Raw genomic sequence first — 18,435 nt, 5'->3', positions numbered from 1 at the left:
ATGCCGCTACTCGGATGTATCGCCGACGACTTCACCGGCGCCACCGACCTGGCCAGCATGCTGGTCAGGGGTGGCGCCCGCACCGTGCAGACCATCGGCATACCGGACCGGCCCCTGCCGACCGGGGATGCCGATGCCCTAGTGGTGGCCCTGAAATCGCGCACCCTGCCTGCCGAGGAGGCCGTCGCCCAGTCCCTAGCGGCGCTGGCCTGGCTGCGGAGCCAGGGCTGCCGGCAGTTCTACTTCAAATACTGCTCGACCTTCGACTCGACTGCCGACGGCAACATCGGCCCGGTCAGCGATGCCCTGCTCGACGCCCTCGGCAGCCGCTTCACCGTGGCCTGCCCAGCCTTTCCGGAAAACCGCCGCAGTGTGTTCAACGGCTACCTGTTCGCCAATGACGTGCTGCTGAATGAAAGCGGCATGCAGGACCATCCGCTGACCCCCATGCGCGATGCCAACCTGCTGCGTGTCCTGCAGCCGCAGACCCGCCGCCCCGTCGGCCTGATCGACTACCGCAGCCTGCGCGCCGGTGTCGAGGCCACTCGGATGCGGATCGCCGCCCTGAGCGCCGAAGGCGTCGGCATCGCCATCTGCGACGCCATCGACAACAGCGACCTGGAGGTGCTGGGCAAGGCCTGCCTCGACCTGCCCCTGGTCACCGCCGGCTCGGGCCTGGCCCTGGGCCTGGCCAGCGCCTGGCGCGAGCGGGGCGTCCTGACCGCGGCCGCCACCGCCGACCGCCTGGAGCCCCCCCACGGCCGCCGGGCGATCCTCAGCGGCAGTTGCTCCAAGGCCACCCTCGCGCAGATCGCCGAGGCCAAGGCGCACTACCCGTCCTTCCGCCTCGAAGCAGGCGCGCTGATGGCGCGCGGCACCGCCCTGATCGATGAGGCCATCGCCTGGGCTGCCCGCCAGGATGCCGCGACTCCGGTGCTGATCTATGCCAGCAGTTCCCCCGAAGAGGTACGCAGGGTCCAGGAGCAGTTCGGCACCCAGCAGGTCGGCGAGCGTGTCGAGCAGGCCCTGGCGAGCATCGCCCGTACCCTGGTGCAGGAGCAGGACGTCGGCCAGCTCCTGGTGGCCGGCGGGGAAACCTCCGGTGCCGTGGTCGGCGCACTGGATATCGCGGGCCTGGGCATCGGTCCGAGCATCGATCCCGGCGTGCCCTGGACGCAGCCCCTGTCCAGCGGAGGTCGTCCCCTGAGCCTGGCCCTGAAGTCCGGCAATTTCGGCAGCGCCGATTTCATGGTCAAAGCCTGGGGGATGCAGGCATGAGCAAGGAAACCCGACTGCGCGAGGAGATCGTCAAGATCGGCCGCTCCCTGCACATGCGCGGCCTGAGCCCGGGCTCCTCGGGCAACATCAGCGCGCGCCTGGACGACGGCTGGCTGCTCACCCCCACCAACGCCTGCCTGGGCGAGCTCGATCCGAACGACATCGCCAAGCTCGACTGGGAAGGCAACCATCTGGCGGGCAAGCCGGCCTCCAAGGAGGCCTTCCTGCACCATGCGGTCTATGCCGGGCGCGAGGACTCCGGGGCCATCGTCCACCTGCACTGCACCCACTCGGCGGCAGTGTCCTGCCTGGACTGCCTGGACCCCCACTCCGCCCTGCCGCCGCTGACGCCCTACTTCGTCATGCGCGTCGGCCGGCTGCCGCTGGTTCCCTATCACCGCCCAGGCGACCCGCGCCTCGGCGAGGCGATCAGCGGCCTGGTCGGCAAGCACAGCGCGGTGCTGCTGGCCAACCATGGCCCCCTGGTGTCCGGCAAGACCCTGGAGGCGGCCGGCTACGCCATCGAAGAACTGGAAGAGACGGCCAAGCTGTTCCTGCTGCTGCGCCAGCAGCCGGTGCGCCTGCTCGATGAAGAACAAATCGAAGAACTGCGCCAGACCTTCGGCGCCCAATGGTGAGATGCCCCATGCCCAGATTCGCCGCCAACCTCAGCATGCTGTTCAACGACGCGCCCTTCCTCGACCGCTTCGCCCGCGCCGCGGCGGCTGGGTTCAGGGGGGTCGAGTTCCTGTTTCCCTATGACTACCCGGCCGAGCAGATCGCCGAACAGCTCGACAGGCACGGCCTGAACCAGGTGCTGTTCAACATGCCGCCCGGCGACTTCGCCGCCGGCGAGCGCGGCCTGGCGGCGCTGCCCGGCCGCGCGGCGGAATTCCGCGAAGGCGTGGATCGTGCCATCGACTACGCCCGCGCGCTGGGCTGCACGCGCCTGCATGTCATGGCCGGTCTGGTCGCGAATGAGGAAATGCGCCCGCGAATGCGCGCGCAATACCTGGAGAACCTGCGTTATGCCGCGCGTCGCCTGCAGGAGCACGACCTGACCCTGCTGATCGAGCCGATCAACTCGCGCAGCATTCCCGGCTATTTCATCAACCGCCAGGCCGAGGGCCACGCCATCCTCGCCGAACTCGGCGAGCCCAACCTCAAGGTGCAGATGGACTTCTTCCATGCGCAGATCATGGAAGGCGATCTAGCCACCACCTACCGGCGCTTCCAGGCCGGCGTGGGGCACGTGCAGATCGCCGGGGTTCCGGACCGGCACGAGCCGGATACCGGCGAGGTCAACTACCCCTATCTCTACCAGCTCCTCGACGACTGCGGCTACGACGGCTGGATCGGCTGCGAATACTCGCCACGGGGTCTCACCGAAGCAGGGCTCGGCTGGTATTCCCGATGGCGTTGATGGCTTCGTGAAGTAACTTCGCTTTGCCATTCTTCCTTAAAAAAGGAATGGCTTATTAAAGCCGCAAATAACAACAGGAGATTTTCGTCATGAATCCTAGCGAATAAATAATTCGCACAACCACATTAACACTTACTCTTTTCTCGATCTTGCTCTATATGGTCGCCTCTATCGAGCGACCCGCAGTCGGCTTTGCCCAATTTGGCATCGACGCTAGACGAAACGTGTGCTCGGCCACTTCCCCATAAAGGGGACGGGCCTATAAAAAACATCCATAAAAACAACAATCGGAGGTTTTGCCATGAATCCGGAAAAACAGATAATTCGTACAATTACGCTCCGGCTTATTCCTTTCCTGATTCTGCTCTACATGGTCGCGTTCATCGACCGTTCCGCAGTCGGCTTCGCCAAGTTGCACATGGCGGCCGATCTCGGGATCAGCGATATCGCCTACGGCTTCGGTGCCGGCCTGTTCTTCATCGGCTATTTCATCTTCGAAGTACCCAGCAACCTGATGCTCGAGCGCTTCGGCGCGCGGCGCTGGTTCGCCCGCATCCTCATCACCTGGGGTGCGATCACGGCCTGTATGGCACTGATACAAGGTCCCTACAGCTTCTATGCGATGCGCTTCCTGCTGGGCGCTGCCGAGGCGGGCTTCTTCCCCGGCGTCCTCTACTACATCACCCGCTGGTATCCGGTTCGCCATCGCGGCAAGGTGCTCGGCCTGTTCATTCTGGCTCAGCCCATTGCCTTGATGATCACCGGCCCCCTGTCCGGGGCGCTGCTGGGTCTGAACGGCATCTACGATCTGGCCGGCTGGCAGTGGCTGATGCTCTCGATCGGCCTCCCGGCCATGCTGCTGGCCTGGCCGACCCTGCGCATCCTGCCGGATACGCCGGCCCAGGCACGCTGGCTTCCGGGAGCGGATCGCCGGTGGCTGGACAAGCAGCTGGAGGCTGACCGCAAGGAGTACGGCCAGACCGAGCACAGCAATCCCCTGCATGCCCTGAAAGACGCCCGCGTGCTGCTGCTGGCGCTGCTCTACCTGCCGGTCACCCTGAGCAACTATGGTCTCAGCCTGTGGCTGCCGACCCTGGTGAACCAGTTCGGCAACAGCACGCTGATCACTGGCTTCATCTCGGCAGTGCCCTACGTGTTCGGCATCATCGGTCTGCTGATCATGCCGCGCAGTTCGGACCGCCTGAACGATCGTTATGGCCACCTCTCCGCGCTGTACTTCCTGGGGGCACTGGGGATGTTCCTGAGCGCTTGGGCAACCCTGCCGGCGATGCAACTGATGGCGCTGAGCCTGACGGCCTTCACCATTTTCTCCGGCACCGCCATCTTCTGGACACTGCCGGGACGCTTCCTCACCGGCGCCGGCGCCGCGGCCGGTATCGCCCTGATCAACTCGATCGGCAACCTGGGCGGCTACCTGGGGCCATTCGGCATCGGCGCCCTCAAGGAATACACCGGCAGCCTGACGGCGGGTCTCTACTTCCTCGCAGCGGTAGAAATCTTCGGTGTGCTACTCACCGCCCTCATCTACTTCAAGCTCGAAAGGAAAATGATCCATCAGCAATCTACTCGCCTGGCCGAGCAAGGATAGTGATCGTTTCATTTGGCTAGTGTGGTGAATCACAAGTTCGCTTCATTATTTCTTTGCAAGGCTCGAGCAGCCCTGCCGACAGAGGCCAGGATTTCACCTGCTCCCTTACTCCAGCGGAAAGGCCTTGGATTCTGGTTGTAGGTCGCCAGGTAATACTCGATGGACTGCTCGAGATCCTTCACGCTGGTATGGGCCTGGCGCTTTATCCACTTCTGGGTGAGCATCGAGAAAAAGCGCTCCACCAGATTCAGCCATGACGCAGACGTCGGGGTGAAATGCACGTGATAACGCGGGTGCGCGACAAGCCAGGCACGCACCTTGTCGGTCTTGTGCACGGCATAGTTATCCATGATCAGGTGGATGGCCTTGTCGCTCTCGACCGTTTCCTCGATGGCCCTGAGAAACTCCAGGAATTCTGCGCTGCGGTGACGGCGCTTGAGACGTCCGATCACCTCGCCGGTGGCCACATCCAGGGCGGCAAACAAGGACGTCGTGCCATGGCGCTGATAATCATGGGTACGGGTCGCCGGATACCCAGGCTCCAGCGGCAGCCCCGGCTGTGTTCGATTGAGCGCCTGGATCTGGCTTTTCTCATCGACGCACAGTACCAGCGCTTTATCCGGCGGATTCAGGTAGAGCCCTACGATATCCTGCACCTTGTCGACAAAGGCAGGATCGGTGGACAGCTTGAAGGTGTGCTCCAGGTGAGGCTTGAGCCCGAAGGCTCGCCAGATACGCTGTACGCTCGCCGGTGAAATATGGGTGGCCTTGCTCATCCGGCGCGAGCTCCAATGACTGGCATCGTCGGGCCGGGTCTGCCGCACCCGGTCGACCACTTCCTGGACCTTTTCATCACTGATGCTGCGTGGGCGGCCTGAGCGCGGCTCGTCATTGAGGCCTTGCAGGCCCAAACGGGCGAAGCGAAGGCGCCACCTCGAAACGGTTTGCGCCGTAATGCCGAGCCGTCGAGCAATGGAAGAGCCGGACTCGCCTCGAGCGCAGGACAGAATGATCTCGGCGCGCAGCTGCATATCGGCAGGCCCCTTGTGCCTGGCTCGGCGGCGGGTGAGTTCGGCATGCTCGTGTTCGGTCAGTTCGATCCGAACGGCTGGGCGGCCTGTTTTCATCGCATGCCCTCCGAAAAAACTCTGCCAGCTCCGCGGCAGACAAGACTTATCCTGAGTAGTTGTGATTCACCACACTAGTGTGGTGAATCACAAGTTCGCTTCATTATTTCTTTGCAAGGCTCGAGCAGCCCTGCCGACAGAGGCCAGGATTTCACCTGCTCCCTTACGCCAGCGGAAGGGCCTTGGATTCTGGTTGTAGGTCGCCAGGTAATACTCGATGGACTGCTCGAGATCCTTCACGCTGGTATGGGCCTGGCGCTTTATCCACTTCTGGGTGAGCATCGAGAAAAAGCGCTCCACCAGATTCAGCCATGACGCAGACGTCGGGGTGAAATGCACGTGATAACGCGGGTGTGCGACAAGCCAGGCACGCACCTTGTCGGTCTTGTGCACGGCATAGTTATCCATGATCAGGTGTATGGCCTTGTCGCTCTCGACCGTTTCCTCGATGGCCCTGAGAAACTCCAGGAATTCTGCGCTGCGGTGACGGCGCTTGAGACGTCCGATCACCTCGCCGGTGGCCACATCCAGGGCGGCAAACAAGGACGTCGTGCCATGGCGCTGATAATCATGGGTACGGGTCGCCGGATACCCAGGCTCCAGCGGCAGCCCCGGCTGTGTTCGATTGAGCGCCTGGATCTGGCTTTTCTCATCGACGCACAGTACCAGCGCCTTATCCGGCGGATTCAGGTAGAGCCCTACGATATCCTGCACCTTGTCGACAAAGGCGGGATCGGTGGACAGCTTGAAGGTGTGCTCCAGGTGAGGCTTGAGCCCGAAGGCTCGCCAGATACGCTGTACGCTCGCCGGTGAAATATGGGTGGCCTTGCTCATCCGGCGCGAGCTCCAATGACTGGCATCGTCGGGCCTGGTCTGCCGCACCCGGTCGACCACTTCCTGGACCTTTTCATCACTGATGCTGCGTGGGCGGCCTGAGCGCGGCTCGTCATTGAGGCCTTGCAGGCCCAAACGGGCGAAGCGAAGGCGCCACCTCGAAACGGTTTGCGCCGTAATGCCGAGCCGTCGAGCAATGGAAGAGCCGGACTCGCCTCGAGCGCAGGACAGAATGATCTCGGCGCGCAGCTGCATATCGGCAGGCCCCTTGTGCCTGGCTCGGCGGCGGGTGAGTTCGGCATGCTCTTGTTCGGTCAGTTCGATCCGAACGGCTGGGCGGCCTGTTTTCATCGCATGCCCTCCGAAAAAACTCTGCCAGCTCCGCGGTAGACAAGTCTTATCCTGAGTAGTTGTGATTCACCACACTAGTGTGGTGAATCACAAGTTCGCTTCATTATTTCTTTGCAAGGCTCGAGCAGCCCTGCCGACAGAGGCCAGGATTTCACCTGCTCCCTTACGCCAGCGGAAGGGCCTTGGATTCTGGTTGTAGGTCGCCAGGTAATACTCGATGGACTGCTCGAGATCCTTCACGCTGGTATGGGCCTGGCGCTTTATCCACTTCTGGGTGAGCATCGAGAAAAAGCGCTCCACCAGATTCAGCCATGACGCAGACGTCGGGGTGAAATGCACGTGATAACGCGGGTGTGCGACAAGCCAGGCACGCACCTTGTCGGTCTTGTGCACGGCATAGTTATCCATGATCAGGTGTATGGCCTTGTCGCTCTCGACCGTTTCCTCGATGGCCCTGAGAAACTCCAGGAATTCTGCGCTGCGGTGACGGCGCTTGAGACGTCCGATCACCTCGCCGGTGGCCACATCCAGGGCGGCAAACAAGGACGTCGTGCCATGGCGCTGATAATCATGGGTACGGGTCGCCGGATACCCAGGCTCCAGCGGCAGCCCCGGCTGTGTTCGATTGAGCGCCTGGATCTGGCTTTTCTCATCGACGCACAGTACCAGCGCTTTATCCGGCGGATTCAGGTAGAGCCCTACGATATCCTGCACCTTGTCGACAAAGGCAGGATCGGTGGACAGCTTGAAGGTGTGCTCCAGGTGAGGCTTGAGCCCGAAGGCTCGCCAGATACGCTGTACGCTCGCCGGTGAAATATGGGTGGCCTTGCTCATCCGGCGCGAGCTCCAATGGCTGGCATCGTCGGGCCGGGTCTGCCGCACCCGGTCGACCACTTCCTGGACCTTTTCATCACTGATGCTGCGTGGGCGGCCTGAGCGCGGCTCGTCATTGAGGCCTTGCAGGCCCAAACGGGCGAAGCGAAGGCGCCACCTCGAAACGGTTTGCGCCGTAATGCCGAGCCGTCGAGCAATGGAAGAGCCGGACTCGCCTCGAGCGCAGGACAGAATGATCTCGGCGCGCAGCTGCATATCGGCAGGCCCCTTGTGCCTGGCTCGGCGGCGGGTGAGTTCGGCATGCTCTTGTTCGGTCAGTTCGATCCGAACGGCTGGGCGGCCTGTTTTCATCGCATGCCCTCCGAAAAAACTCTGCCAGCTCCGCGGTAGACAAGTCTTATCCTGAGTAGTTGTGATTCACCACACTAGTGGTGCGATGCGCAAGTTCATTCATTTGAACTTGTGCATCGGGAACAGCTCGCAAAGTTGCAACTCTCCGCTTTGACGATACAACACTCAGGCTCATTGCGAATTTCCTGAGCGAGCGCTCGAACCTGCGCGCCCAGAGCAACTTGCGAAGTTCTTAACAATCCCACTGGCGGATGCGAGTCGCATGTTCATTGTGATGCCTTTGGCGAAGACTTGAGCTTGCCAATCAAAAACAGTGTGCGAACTTCTGGCTCGCCGCGCCAGATATTGCCGGCAAATCCTTTTTATCAGCCGTTCCACTTGATTTTTTTACAGAACAACTACTTCCCTAGGGAAATCCTGAAAAAGACTTCCCGATTCTGGTGAAATACACCCGCTCCCTTGTCCGAGTTTCCCGATGAAGCAACTGTCCTTCGCCGATGCCGAGTATGCCGGCAAGCGCAAGCAGACCCGCCGCGAGCGCTTCCTGCTCGAGATGGACCAGGTGGTGCCGTGGCAGGGGCTGATCGCCCTGATCGAGCCCTACTATCCCAAGGGCGAAGGCGGTCGGCCCGCCTACCCGCTGGCAGCCATGCTGCGCGTGCACCTGATGCAGAACTGGTTCGGCTACAGCGATCCGGCGATGGAGGAAGCGCTGTACGAAACCACTCTCCTGCGCCAGTTCGCCGGCCTGAGCCTGGAGCGCATCCCGGACGAAACGACCCTCCTCAACTTCCGTCGCCTGCTGGAGAAGCACGAACTGGCCGGGGGAATACTGGAGGTGATCAACGGCTATCTGGGCGAGCGCGGACTGTCGCTGCGCCAGGGCACCATTGTCGACGCCACCCTGATCCATGCGCCGAGCTCGACGAAGAACAAGGACGGCAAGCGCGACCCGGAAATGCACTCGACGAAGAAGGGCAACCAGTACTACTTCGGCGCAAAAGCTCACATTGGTGCCGACGCTGAGTCGGGTCTGGTGCACAGCGTGGTGGTCACGGCAGCCAACGTGGCAGATGTCACCCAAGTCGACCAACTGCTGCATGGCGAGGAAAACGTAGTGAGTGCCGATGCGGGCTATACCGGCGTAGAGAAGCGCCCCGAGCATGAAGGTCGGCAGGTCATCTGGCAGGTCGCGGCCCGGCGCAGTACCTACAAGAAGCATGGCAAGCGTAGCGCCTTATACAAAGCGATCCGCAAGATCGAGAAGGCCAAGGCCCAGGTACGAGCCAAGGTCGAACATCCGTTCCGCGTGATCAAGCGCCAGTTTGGCTACACCAAGGTGCGCTTCCGGGGATTGGCCAAAAACACGTCACAGTTGGTGACGCTGTTCGCCTTGTCGAATCTGTGGATGGCGCGCCGATATTTACTGGCGAATGCAGGAGAGGTGCGCCTGTAATGCGGGAAACGGTTGCTGCGACGTGCTCGCGGCAGCTAAAAAACGCAGAAACGAGCGGGTGATCTGATCGTTTTTGATCGATTCTCCGCTTTCAAAGTCGGCGGGGGGCTGAAGTCAGCCAGAAATACATGACTACTTCAGACCATCCCTAGAGGAATGAACGCCATGCTGCGTAGAACAAAGATCGTCGCCACCCTCGGCCCAGCCACCGAAACCCCCGAAGTCCTCGAAGGCCTGATCAAGGCCGGCGTCGACGTGGTGCGCCTGAACTTCTCCCACGGCAAGGCCGAGGAGCACATGGCCCGCGCCGCCCTGGTCCGCGAGATGGCCGCCAAGCACGGGCGCTTCGTCGCCATCCTCGCCGACCTGCAGGGGCCGAAGATCCGCATCTCGCGCTTCGCCGAAGGCAAGGTGATGCTGGAGAAGGGCCAGCAGTTCATCCTCGACGCCGCCCTGGACAAGAACGCCGGCGACGCCAGCCGCGTGGGCATCGACTACGAGGCGCTGATCACCGACAGCAAGCCCGGCGACATCCTGCTGCTCGACGACGGCCGCGTGGTGCTCAAGACCCTCAAGGTCGAAGCCACCCAGCTGGTCTGCGAGGTGCTGGTCGCCGGCCCGCTGTCCAACAACAAGGGCATCAACCGTCAGGGCGGCGGCCTGTCCGCCTCGGCGCTGACCGACAAGGACTGCGCGGACATCAAGACCGCCGCGAGCATGCAGGTCGACTACCTGGCGGTGGCGACCCGCGCCGGGCAGATCAAGACCGGCTCGCTGTGCCGCTCGGACCGGGTGGGCAAGTACAACCAGCTGCTGCGCATCAAGGAAGAACTGAAGGGCAAGGCGCCCTATGACGCCTCGGCCCTGCTGAAGCGGCGTTGCTGCGGAGGTGCGGCATGAGCCGGAAGCTGGTCATCGGCAACTGGAAGATGAACGGCGGCCAGGCCGCCAATCGGCGCCTGCTGGACGAACTGCTGCCGCAGCTGGCGGCGCTGCAGGGCGTCGAGGTGGCGGTCTGCCCGCCCTTCCCCTACCTGGCGCAGGTCGCTGCCCTGCTGGAGGGCTCCGGCGTGGCGCTGGGCGCGCAGAGCCTGCATAGCCTGGAGAAAGGCGCCTTCACCGGCGAGGTCGGCGCCGGGATGCTCCGCGAGCTGGGCTGCCGCTTCGTGCTGGTCGGCCACTCGGAGCGGCGCAGCCTGTTCGGCGAGTGCGACGAGGTGGTGGCGGAGAAGTTCGCCATGGCGCTGCGGACCGGCCTGGTGCCGGTGCTCTGCGTCGGCGAGACGCTGGCGCAGCGCCGCCAGGGCCAGACCGAGCAGGTGGTGTCCGCCCAGTTGCAGGCGGTCCTGCGCCGCTCGGGCATCCAGGGCCTCGCCGCCGGGGTGATCGCCTACGAGCCGGTATGGGCCATCGGCAGCGGCGAGACCGCCAGCCCGGAACAGGCCCAGGCAGTGCACCGACACATCCGCGCGCTGCTCGGCGAGTTCGACCTCGAGCGGGCCGCCGCCACGCCGCTCCTCTACGGCGGCAGCGTCAAGGCCGACAACGCTAGAGCGCTGTTCGCCCAGCCGGACATCGACGGCGGGCTGATCGGTGGCGCCTCGCTGGAGGCGGCGGCGTTCGCCGCGATCTGCCAGGCTGCCAGCCCACAACAAGAACAAGAACAAGAACAAGAACAAGAACAAGAACAAGAGAGACCACAACGATGAGTACCGAAAGCCGTCTGCACAACCTTTTCCCCTCTGCCGCCGAGCTTCCCGAGCCCTACCGCCTGGGCGCACCCATCAAGCAGCGCGAGTACCTGGTCGACGGCGCGCTGCGCCGCTGGGAAGGCCCGCTGGCCGCCGTGCGCAGCCCCATCCACCTGAAGACCGACAAGGGCGATGAGCAGGTCGTCCTCGGCAGCACCCCGCTGCTCGACGCCGACGCTGCGCTGACCGCCCTGGACGCCGCGGTCAAGGCCTACGACAACGGCCAGGGCCTGTGGCCGACCATGCCGGTGGCCGAGCGAATCCAGCACGTCGAGACCTTCCTCGCCCGCATGCGCGAGCAGCGCGAGGCGGTGGTCAAGCTGCTGATGTGGGAGATCGGCAAAAACCTCAAGGACTCCGAGAAGGAGTTCGACCGCACCTGCGACTACATCGTCGACACCATCCACGAGCTCAAGGAGCTGGACCGCCGCTCCAGCCGCTTCGAGCTGGAGCAGGGTACCCTCGGCCAGATCCGCCGCGTGCCGCTGGGCGTGGCGCTGTGCATGGGCCCCTACAACTACCCGCTGAACGAGACCTTCACCACCCTGATCCCGGCGCTGATCATGGGCAACACCGTGGTGTTCAAGCCGGCCAAGTTCGGCGTGCTCTTGATCCGCCCGCTGCTCGAGGCGTTCCGCGACAGCTTCCCGGCCGGGGTGATCAACGTCATCTACGGCCGCGGCCGCGAGACCGTCAGCGCGCTGATGGAAACCGGGAAGATCGACGTGTTCGCCTTCATCGGCACCAACAAGGGCGCCAGCGACCTGAAGAAACTCCACCCGCGCCCGCACCGCCTGCGCGCCGCGCTCGGCCTGGACGCCAAGAACCCCGGCATCGTGCTGCCCGAACCGGCTGATCGTCCAGTACCCGCTCTCGCTGTTCTGACCGCGCCTCTTGCAAGGCCTGTCATGCCTCGCCGCCTCGCTATCCGGGCACGAAGCGTTCGCTCAGCGCAACGACAGGCCTTTTTCCAGAAACTGGCCGGAGTCGGCTTCCCTCCGCCAGCCGACGGCATGCACGGCGAAGTCGATCCGGGACATCAGACAGTGGCCACGCTCTGCACGCTGATGAAACCCTTGGACGGATTGATCTGTTCGATGAAGTGCGTCGCCAGCAGCCGGCCAGGTGTTGCACCCAGATTTTGTCACCGCCCTCTTTAAGACGGAACTTGGCCAGGAAAACACAGTCTTGAGAGTACTGCTGCAAGAGAGGCAGCCAAACAGACTTGGTGTTTTCCAAGAAAACCCAGCTAATTAAAAAACGCTTTTTGCAAATACTCCGGTGAACCCTTATCGACAGGCTGCTGAAGTTATAGCCAAGTCTGACACCCAACAAAATGGATGGTTTCTTCTCTCCATTGCATTGATCTCGTACAGCCCGGGCTTTCATTGGTCACTCACACTCATTAAAGCTTTGTTGCCTACCCAGACTGCAAAAAATTGGCAATAGATGGCGCGCCTACTGGAAAGGGGCCTGGTCTATCAGGAGACTATTGCCTACTCCTCCTCGAATAAGGGCAAATAACTTCGACTGACGTTCCTTAAAAACAACCGACTATACAAGGATTGTTGAATGAAAACATCGACACCGAGCAATACCGCATCGAGCCTCACCACTCGCACAACCACCGGCAAGATGCTTGTAGATATAGAAGGAGGTGACGATTTCAGCTATGACTTAGCCCTACAAGCCGATGGCAGGATCCTGATGGCAGGGTCTAGCTATTAATCCGGCAATACGAAAGCACAAATAAGGCTCATACCAGTATCGGCATATATCCTTGATTTTCAAGGAGAAACCAAAATACAGAAAGTGCCCTATTGTATTGCCGGATTAATATAACGCTAACGATGATGACTTCAGCGTCATCCGGCTGAATGCCGATGGCACGCTCGATACCAGCTTCGGCAGCGATGGCAAGGCTATCTTCGAGATCGAGGAAGGGAGCTCCGATAGGGCCAGCAGCCTGACTGTGCAGCCCGACGGCAAGATCCTGATGGCGGGATCCAGCTATAACACTAAAAATGATAATTATGACTTCAGCATTATCCGGCTGAATGCCGACGGCACGCTCGATACCAGCTTCAGTGGCGACGGCAAGGCCTCCTTCGATATCGAAGCAAATTCTGATGATGCTCGTAGCCTGAACATGCAGCCCGACAGCAAGATCCTGGTGGCGGTGTCCAGCTCTAACTACAGCCTCGGTAATGAGGAGTTTAGTGTGATCCGGCTGAACGCCGACGGCACGCTCGATACCAGCTTCAGTGGCGATGGCAAGGCTCCCATTGATTTCGGGAGCGGTGGTAGCGAAAGCCTGACCGTGCAGCCCGACGGCAGGATTCTGGTGTCGGGATCCAGCTATGACGCTAACAGTCATCATTATGACTTCAGCGTGATCCGACTCAATGCCGATGGCACGCTCGATACCAGCTTCAATGGCGATGGCAAGGCCTCCTTCGATATCGGAGGGGACGACGATATCGCCCACAGCCAAACCCTGCAGTCCGACGGCAAGATCCTGGTGGCGGGAGTTAGCCGGAACACCAGCACCCATAATAATGAGTTCAGCGTGATCCGGCTCAATGCCGACGGCACGCTCGATACCAGCTTCAGTGGCGATGGCAAGGCCTCCTTTGCCATCGGAGGGTACGTTGAAAGCCGAAGCCTGGCCGTGCAACCCGACGGCAAGATCCTGATGGCAGGATCTAGTCGCAAAGGCTCCATCATTTCCGACACTACTTCCGACGACTTTACCGTGATCCGGCTGAATGCCGACGGCACGCTCGATAACAACTTCAGTGGCGATGGCAAGGCCTCCTTCGATATCCGGTGGAACAGCGATAAGGCCCAAAGCCTGACCGTGCAGCCCGACGGCAGGATTCTGGTGTCGGGATCCAGCTATAACGCCAACAGTCATGGTTATGACTTCAGCGTGATCCGGCTGAATGCCGACGGCACACTCGATAGGAGTTTTGGCGCCTTGGACGATGATATGGCGATCCTTGAGGGTACCGACGCCAGTGACACGCTGAGTGGCAGCAATGCGCCCGAGCTGATTCTTGGCAAGGGCGGCGACGACAGCCTCCGTGGCGAGGGCGGAGACGATATCCTCGACGGCGGCGCCGGGCGCGACATGCTGAGAGGCGGCTTGGGCGCCGATGTGTTCCGCTTCTCGCTCCGCGAAGATAGCCACCGTACCAGCAGCGAAGGGTTCATCGACTGGATCATCGACTTCAATCCCAGCCAGGATCGGATCGATCTTTCGGCGCTTGGCTTCACCGGGCTGGGCGACGGCCATGATGGCACCCTGGCTGTGCAGGAGAACAGTGCTGGCACTCTTACCTATCTCAAGAGCTTCGAAGCGGATGCCGAGGGGCGGCGTTTCGAGATCACCCTGCCGGGCAACTTCGCCGGCCTGCTCGACAGCGGCAATCTGATCTTCGAGCCTGTCGCTCTTGAGGGCACCGAAGACAATGACAACCTGCAGGGCAGCCCGGTGGCAGAGATCCTCGTCGGCCAGGGAGGCGACGATCGCCTGCATGGCGCCGGCGGCAATGACCTGCTTGACGGCGGCGCCGGGCGCGACAGGCTGGCCGGAAGTAGCGGTGCCGACGTGTTCCGCTTTTCGAGCCACGATCACAGCTACCGCACCGACAGCAAGAGCTTCGCCGACCGGATCTTCGACTTCGATCCCGACCAGGACCGCATCGACCTCTCCCCCCTCGGTTTCACCGGCCTGGGCGATGGCCATGACGGCACCCTGGCCGTGCGGGTCAACGACGCCGGCACGCGGACCTATCTGAAAAGTTTCGAGGTGGATGCCGAAGGAAGGCGTTTCGAGATCGTCCTGGATGGCGATCTCTCCGACCGGCTCGATGGCGGCAATGTGCTCTTCGCACCGCTGGCTATCGAGGACACCGGGGCCGGCGATAGCCTGATCGGCAGCTCGGTGGCCGAGATCCTCGTCGGCCACGGCGGTGATGACCGTCTGCATGGCGCCGGCGGCGACGACCTGCTCGACGGCGGTCTTGGGCGCGACAGCCTGATCGGTGGCACGGGTGCTGACCTGTTCCGCTTCACGGCCCTGGAGGACAGCTACCGCACCGACAGCGAGGGCTTCAGCGACCTGATCCTCGACTTCGACGCCGGCGAGGACCGTATCGACCTGTCGGCGCTCGGCTTCACCGACCTGGGCGATGGCCACGGCGGCACCCTTGCCGTGTGGGTGAACGAGGCGGGCACCCACACCTACCTCAAAAGTTTCGAGGCGGATGCCGAGGGGCGGCGTTTCGAGATCGCCTTGGAAGGCGACTACGGTGAGCAGCTGTCCGCCGACGTCTTCCTTTTTGCCGCACCGGCCGTCACCAGCGGCCCGTTGGAAGTCATCGGCCGCACGCCGACCGAGCTGATCGGCTGAAGAAGCGCAGGACGCTGTCCGTTAGAAGCGGATGGCGTCCATATAAAATGCGATTCAAGTTGTTCGCTGCTTCTTTGCTACCGGTAAAGAGCTGCTTAAACATCGATACTTGGCTCACCCCGGGGCTTTCGTGCATGAAGCAAGCGCGTGCGGTTCTGTCTGAAAAATACTTTCCAAGGCAGAACTCGCAGCAGGCCAGAGCAATCATGGCTTCGAAGCTACTGACTGGCCAACGGCATTGGTTCAGGCTGGAACTTCCATCGGCGGGGGACCTGGCCCTCCAGTAACTCAAAACCTCAAGCCCCCGCAGGGGGGCTCTTAGCTCCGATTTAAAGTGGGAAATCCTCCCCCAGCACCGCGCTCAATGCGGCACGCGCGTCCTCCAGTTGGACCAGCGAGGCATGCCGCGCGCCCAGGGTGTCGCGGTTCTGGATGGCGGTGAGGATCGCCTTGTGCCGTGGAAGGGCCAGCTCGTGAAGGTTGGGCCGCCGGTTGGAATGGGTCATCGACTCGCGCAGGGCCAGCGAGAACATGTTGCACAGGTGCGCCAGCAGCTCGTTGTGGGTGGCCTCGGCGATCCGGCTGTGAAAGTCCAGGTCGGGCTCCAGGAAGCTTTCCGGGTCCTTGGCCGCCTCCATGCGCGCATAAGCCTCGGCGATGGCCTCGAGATCCTCGGGGGTGGCGTTGACCGCGGCCAGCGCGGCCGAGGCCGGCTCGATGATGCAGCGCACGCTCGACAGCTTGTCGAAGAACTCGTTCTGCGGCGTACTCTGCATCAGCCAATGCAGCACGTCCGGGTCGAGCAGGTGCCAGTCCTGGCGCGGCCGCACCACGCTGCCGACGCGTGGCTTGGAATAGACCAGGCCCTTGGCCACCAGCACCCGGGTCGCCTCGCGCAGCACCGTGCGGCTGACGTCGTAGTCCTCGCAGAGCTGCGCCTCGGCGGGCAGTTTCTCCTCGGGCTTGAGGCGGCCGGAGACGATCAGGCGGCCGAGTTCGTGCACGATGCGGGCGTGCTGGCTCTTGCGGGGTTTGGGCTGGCGGTAATCCATCGGTCTATGGCGGTTCCGGAGGGGCTCGGCATAGTAGCACCGACCGCGGGCAGTCCAGCAGGTCGACGCGGACCGATGGAGGCCAGCTCCGCCGGGAGCGCGCGGGCCAGGCCCGCGCGCCGACGCCTCAGTGCGAGTGGCGCGGCACCTCCGCGCCGCGGCAGCCGACCAGGAAATCGAAGTCGCAGCCCTCGTCGGCCTGCAGCACGTGGTCGATGTACAGCCGCCGGTAGCCACCGTCCCACAGCAGCGGGGCCGGCGGCACCAGGTCGGCCAGGCGCGCGGCCAGTTCCTCGTCGGAGATGTCCAGGTGCAGGCGGCCGCCGGCGCAGTCCAGCTCGATCATGTCGCCGTCGCGCACCGCCGCCAGCGGGCCGCCGGCGGCCGCCTCCGGCGCCACGTGCAGGACCACGGTGCCGTAGGCGGTGCCACTCATCCGCGCATCGGAGATGCGCACCATGTCGGTGATGCCCTTGGCCAGGATCTTCGGCGGCAGGCCCATGTTGCCCACCTCGGCCATGCCCGGATAGCCCTTGGGCCCGGCATTCTTCATGACCAGGATGCAGGTTTCGTCGACGTCCAGCGCCGGGTCGGCGATGCGCGCCTTGTAGTCGTCGAAGTTCTCGAACACCACCGCGCGGCCACGGTGCTGCATCAGCGCCGGGGTGGCGGCGGACGGCTTGAGCACCGCGCCCTTGGGCGCCAGGTTGCCGCGCAGCACGCAGATGCCGCCGTCGGCGCGCAGCGGGTTGTCCAGCCTGCGGATCACCTCGTCTTCACCATAGATCGGCGCCTGCGCGCAGTTGGCCCCCAGCGACTTGCCGTTCACCGTCAGCGCCCCGGGGTTGGGCAACAGGCCACCCTCGTCCATCCGCCGGATCACCGCCGGCAGGCCGCCGGCGTAGTAGAACTCCTCCATCAGGAAGCGCCCAGAGGGCTGCAGGTCGACGATGGTCGGCATGCCGCGGCCGATGCGCGTCCAGTCGTCCAGTTCGAGCGGCACGCCGATGCGCCCGGCGATGGCCTTGAGGTGGATCACCGCGTTGGTCGAGCCGCCGATCGCCGCGTTGACCCGGATGGCGTTCTCGAAGGCTTCCCTGGTGAGGATCTTCGACAGGCGCAGATCCTCCCGGACCATCTCGACGATGCGCATGCCGGAGAGGTGCGCCAGCACGTAGCGGCGCGCGTCCACCGCCGGAATCGCCGCGTTGTGCGGCAGCGAGGTGCCCAGCGCCTCGGCCATGCAGGCCATGGTCGAGGCGGTGCCCATGGTGTTGCAGGTGCCGGCCGAGCGCGACATGCCGGCCTCGGCGGAGAGGAACTCGTCGAGGCTGATCTGCCCGGCCTTGTAGGCCTCGTGCATCTGCCAGACCACAGTGCCGGCGCCGATGTCGCGGCCCTTGTGCTTGCCGTTGAGCATCGGCCCGCCGGTCACCACGATGGCCGGCACGTCGCAGCTGGCCGCGCCCATCAACAGGGCCGGGGTGGTCTTGTCGCAGCCGGTGAGCAGCACCACCGCGTCCACCGGGTTGCCGCGAATCGCCTCCTCCACGTCCATGCTCGCCAGGTTGCGGGTCAGCATCGCCGTGGGGCGCAGGTTGGATTCGCCGTTGGAGAACACCGGGAACTCGACCGGGAAGCCGCCGGCCTCCAGCACGCCCTTCTTCACGTGCTCGGCGAGCTTGCGGAAGTGGGCGTTGCACGGGGTCAGCTCCGACCAGGTGTTGCAGATGCCGATGATCGGCTTGCCCTGGAACTCGTGGTCCGGGATGCCCTGGTTCTTCATCCAGCTGCGGTACATGAAGCCATTCTTGTCGGTACTGCCGAACCAGGCGGCGGAACGGAGGGGACGCTTGTCGGACATGGGGAGGATCTCTTGTTTGATTTAGTAATACTAATAAGAACAGGCATGGACGAAACTACCCCGTAAAAAGCCAAAATGGAAGGGTTGT

General features: G+C 62.9%; 14 protein-coding genes and 1 pseudogene. 10 read left to right on the top strand and 5 right to left on the bottom strand.

What is annotated here, in order from left to right; all coding sequences use genetic code 11:
• From otnK to GCU53_RS01310, 4 genes are all read left to right on the top strand, one after another.
• The gene (gene otnK, locus GCU53_RS01325; protein WP_152386014.1) at positions 1-1,278 is read left to right on the top strand and encodes a 3-oxo-tetronate kinase; all 1,278 of its coding nucleotides are present in this window, start codon (positions 1-3) and stop codon (positions 1,276-1,278) included.
• The gene (gene otnC, locus GCU53_RS01320) at positions 1,275-1,916 is read left to right on the top strand and encodes a 3-oxo-tetronate 4-phosphate decarboxylase (protein ID WP_152386013.1); all 642 of its coding nucleotides are present in this window, start codon (positions 1,275-1,277) and stop codon (positions 1,914-1,916) included. The genes otnK and otnC overlap by 4 nt, the downstream gene beginning before the upstream one ends.
• An 8-nt stretch (positions 1,917-1,924) precedes the next feature.
• Entirely contained in the window at positions 1,925-2,701 is a 777-nt protein-coding gene (gene otnI / locus GCU53_RS01315; RefSeq protein WP_152386012.1) for a 2-oxo-tetronate isomerase, read from the top strand.
• 301 nt (positions 2,702-3,002) lie between these two features.
• Positions 3,003-4,310 carry an MFS transporter gene (locus tag GCU53_RS01310; protein WP_152386011.1) on the top strand — a complete coding sequence of 436 codons (1,308 nt, stop codon included), beginning with the start codon at positions 3,003-3,005 and terminating at the stop codon, positions 4,308-4,310.
• Between the two features lie 29 nt (positions 4,311-4,339).
• Here the strand turns inward: GCU53_RS01310 and GCU53_RS01305 are convergent, their stop codons facing one another.
• From GCU53_RS01305 to GCU53_RS01295, 3 genes are all read right to left on the bottom strand, one after another.
• Entirely contained in the window at positions 4,340-5,437 is a 1,098-nt protein-coding gene (locus GCU53_RS01305; protein WP_152386010.1) for an IS630 family transposase, read from the bottom strand.
• A gap of 87 nt (positions 5,438-5,524) precedes the next feature.
• Complete coding sequence (locus GCU53_RS01300; protein ID WP_152386009.1) at positions 5,525-6,622, bottom strand: IS630 family transposase; 1,098 nt, start codon at positions 6,620-6,622, stop codon at positions 5,525-5,527.
• An 87-nt stretch (positions 6,623-6,709) separates the two neighbouring features.
• Entirely contained in the window at positions 6,710-7,807 is a 1,098-nt protein-coding gene (locus tag GCU53_RS01295) for an IS630 family transposase (protein ID WP_152386009.1), read from the bottom strand.
• Positions 7,808-8,282: 475 nt separating this feature from the next.
• Between GCU53_RS01295 and GCU53_RS01290 the strand changes: the two genes are divergently transcribed.
• The 6 genes and pseudogenes from GCU53_RS01290 (at position 8,283) to GCU53_RS01270 (ending at position 15,431) form a co-directional block, all read left to right on the top strand.
• Positions 8,283-9,263, top strand: a complete 981-nt coding sequence (locus tag GCU53_RS01290) for an IS5 family transposase (protein ID WP_152385958.1) — start codon at positions 8,283-8,285, stop codon at positions 9,261-9,263.
• A 165-nt stretch (positions 9,264-9,428) separates the two neighbouring features.
• Entirely contained in the window at positions 9,429-10,163 is a 735-nt protein-coding gene (locus GCU53_RS01285) for a pyruvate kinase (protein WP_152386008.1), read from the top strand.
• Positions 10,160-10,972, top strand: coding sequence for a triose-phosphate isomerase (gene tpiA, locus GCU53_RS01280; protein ID WP_152386007.1), 813 nt, complete (start codon positions 10,160-10,162; stop codon positions 10,970-10,972). Before GCU53_RS01285 ends, tpiA begins: the two co-directional genes overlap by 4 nt.
• Positions 10,969-11,862: pseudogene (locus GCU53_RS01275) on the top strand (aldehyde dehydrogenase family protein); the annotation flags it as partial. The gene tpiA and the pseudogene GCU53_RS01275, both read left to right, overlap by 4 nt.
• A gap of 724 nt (positions 11,863-12,586) precedes the next feature.
• Positions 12,587-12,742 (top strand): NHL repeat-containing protein, encoded by a 156-nt coding sequence (locus GCU53_RS25360; RefSeq protein WP_167520013.1) that lies wholly within the window; start codon positions 12,587-12,589, stop codon positions 12,740-12,742.
• 139 nt (positions 12,743-12,881) lie between these two features.
• The gene (locus tag GCU53_RS01270) at positions 12,882-15,431 is read left to right on the top strand and encodes a M10 family metallopeptidase C-terminal domain-containing protein (protein ID WP_152386006.1); all 2,550 of its coding nucleotides are present in this window, start codon (positions 12,882-12,884) and stop codon (positions 15,429-15,431) included.
• Between the two features lie 329 nt (positions 15,432-15,760).
• Here GCU53_RS01270 and GCU53_RS01265 read toward each other — a convergent pair whose 3' ends face one another.
• The gene (locus tag GCU53_RS01265; RefSeq protein ID WP_152386005.1) at positions 15,761-16,483 is read right to left on the bottom strand and encodes a FadR/GntR family transcriptional regulator; all 723 of its coding nucleotides are present in this window, start codon (positions 16,481-16,483) and stop codon (positions 15,761-15,763) included.
• A 127-nt stretch (positions 16,484-16,610) separates the two neighbouring features.
• Positions 16,611-18,347 carry an IlvD/Edd family dehydratase gene (locus tag GCU53_RS01260; protein WP_152386004.1) on the bottom strand — a complete coding sequence of 579 codons (1,737 nt, stop codon included), beginning with the start codon at positions 18,345-18,347 and terminating at the stop codon, positions 16,611-16,613.
• Positions 18,348-18,435 lie beyond the last annotated feature (88 nt).

This window comes from Azotobacter salinestris (genome assembly GCF_009363155.1).
Taxonomy (GTDB): domain Bacteria; phylum Pseudomonadota; class Gammaproteobacteria; order Pseudomonadales; family Pseudomonadaceae; genus Azotobacter; species Azotobacter salinestris.
The sequence above is the reverse complement of the archived record's forward strand: the minus strand, read 5'-3'. Positions and strand labels throughout refer to the sequence as shown.

What these genes read in the sequence shown, in the direction of transcription:
- tpiA (WP_152386007.1), top strand. Translation starts at nt 10,160, where the DNA reads ATGAGCCGGAAGCTGGTCATCGGCAACTGGAAGATGAACGGCGGCCAG.
- GCU53_RS01265 (WP_152386005.1), bottom strand. Translation starts at nt 16,483, where the DNA reads ATGGATTACCGCCAGCCCAAACCCCGCAAGAGCCAGCACGCCCGCATC.
- otnK (WP_152386014.1), top strand. Translation starts at nt 1, where the DNA reads ATGCCGCTACTCGGATGTATCGCCGACGACTTCACCGGCGCCACCGAC.
- GCU53_RS01295 (WP_152386009.1), bottom strand. Translation starts at nt 7,807, where the DNA reads ATGAAAACAGGCCGCCCAGCCGTTCGGATCGAACTGACCGAACAAGAG.
- GCU53_RS01285 (WP_152386008.1), top strand. Translation starts at nt 9,429, where the DNA reads ATGCTGCGTAGAACAAAGATCGTCGCCACCCTCGGCCCAGCCACCGAA.
- GCU53_RS01310 (WP_152386011.1), top strand. Translation starts at nt 3,003, where the DNA reads ATGAATCCGGAAAAACAGATAATTCGTACAATTACGCTCCGGCTTATT.
- GCU53_RS01290 (WP_152385958.1), top strand. Translation starts at nt 8,283, where the DNA reads ATGAAGCAACTGTCCTTCGCCGATGCCGAGTATGCCGGCAAGCGCAAG.
- GCU53_RS01305 (WP_152386010.1), bottom strand. Translation starts at nt 5,437, where the DNA reads ATGAAAACAGGCCGCCCAGCCGTTCGGATCGAACTGACCGAACACGAG.
- otnI (WP_152386012.1), top strand. Translation starts at nt 1,925, where the DNA reads ATGCCCAGATTCGCCGCCAACCTCAGCATGCTGTTCAACGACGCGCCC.
- GCU53_RS01300 (WP_152386009.1), bottom strand. Translation starts at nt 6,622, where the DNA reads ATGAAAACAGGCCGCCCAGCCGTTCGGATCGAACTGACCGAACAAGAG.
- otnC (WP_152386013.1), top strand. Translation starts at nt 1,275, where the DNA reads ATGAGCAAGGAAACCCGACTGCGCGAGGAGATCGTCAAGATCGGCCGC.
- GCU53_RS01260 (WP_152386004.1), bottom strand. Translation starts at nt 18,347, where the DNA reads ATGTCCGACAAGCGTCCCCTCCGTTCCGCCGCCTGGTTCGGCAGTACC.
- GCU53_RS25360 (WP_167520013.1), top strand. Translation starts at nt 12,587, where the DNA reads ATGAAAACATCGACACCGAGCAATACCGCATCGAGCCTCACCACTCGC.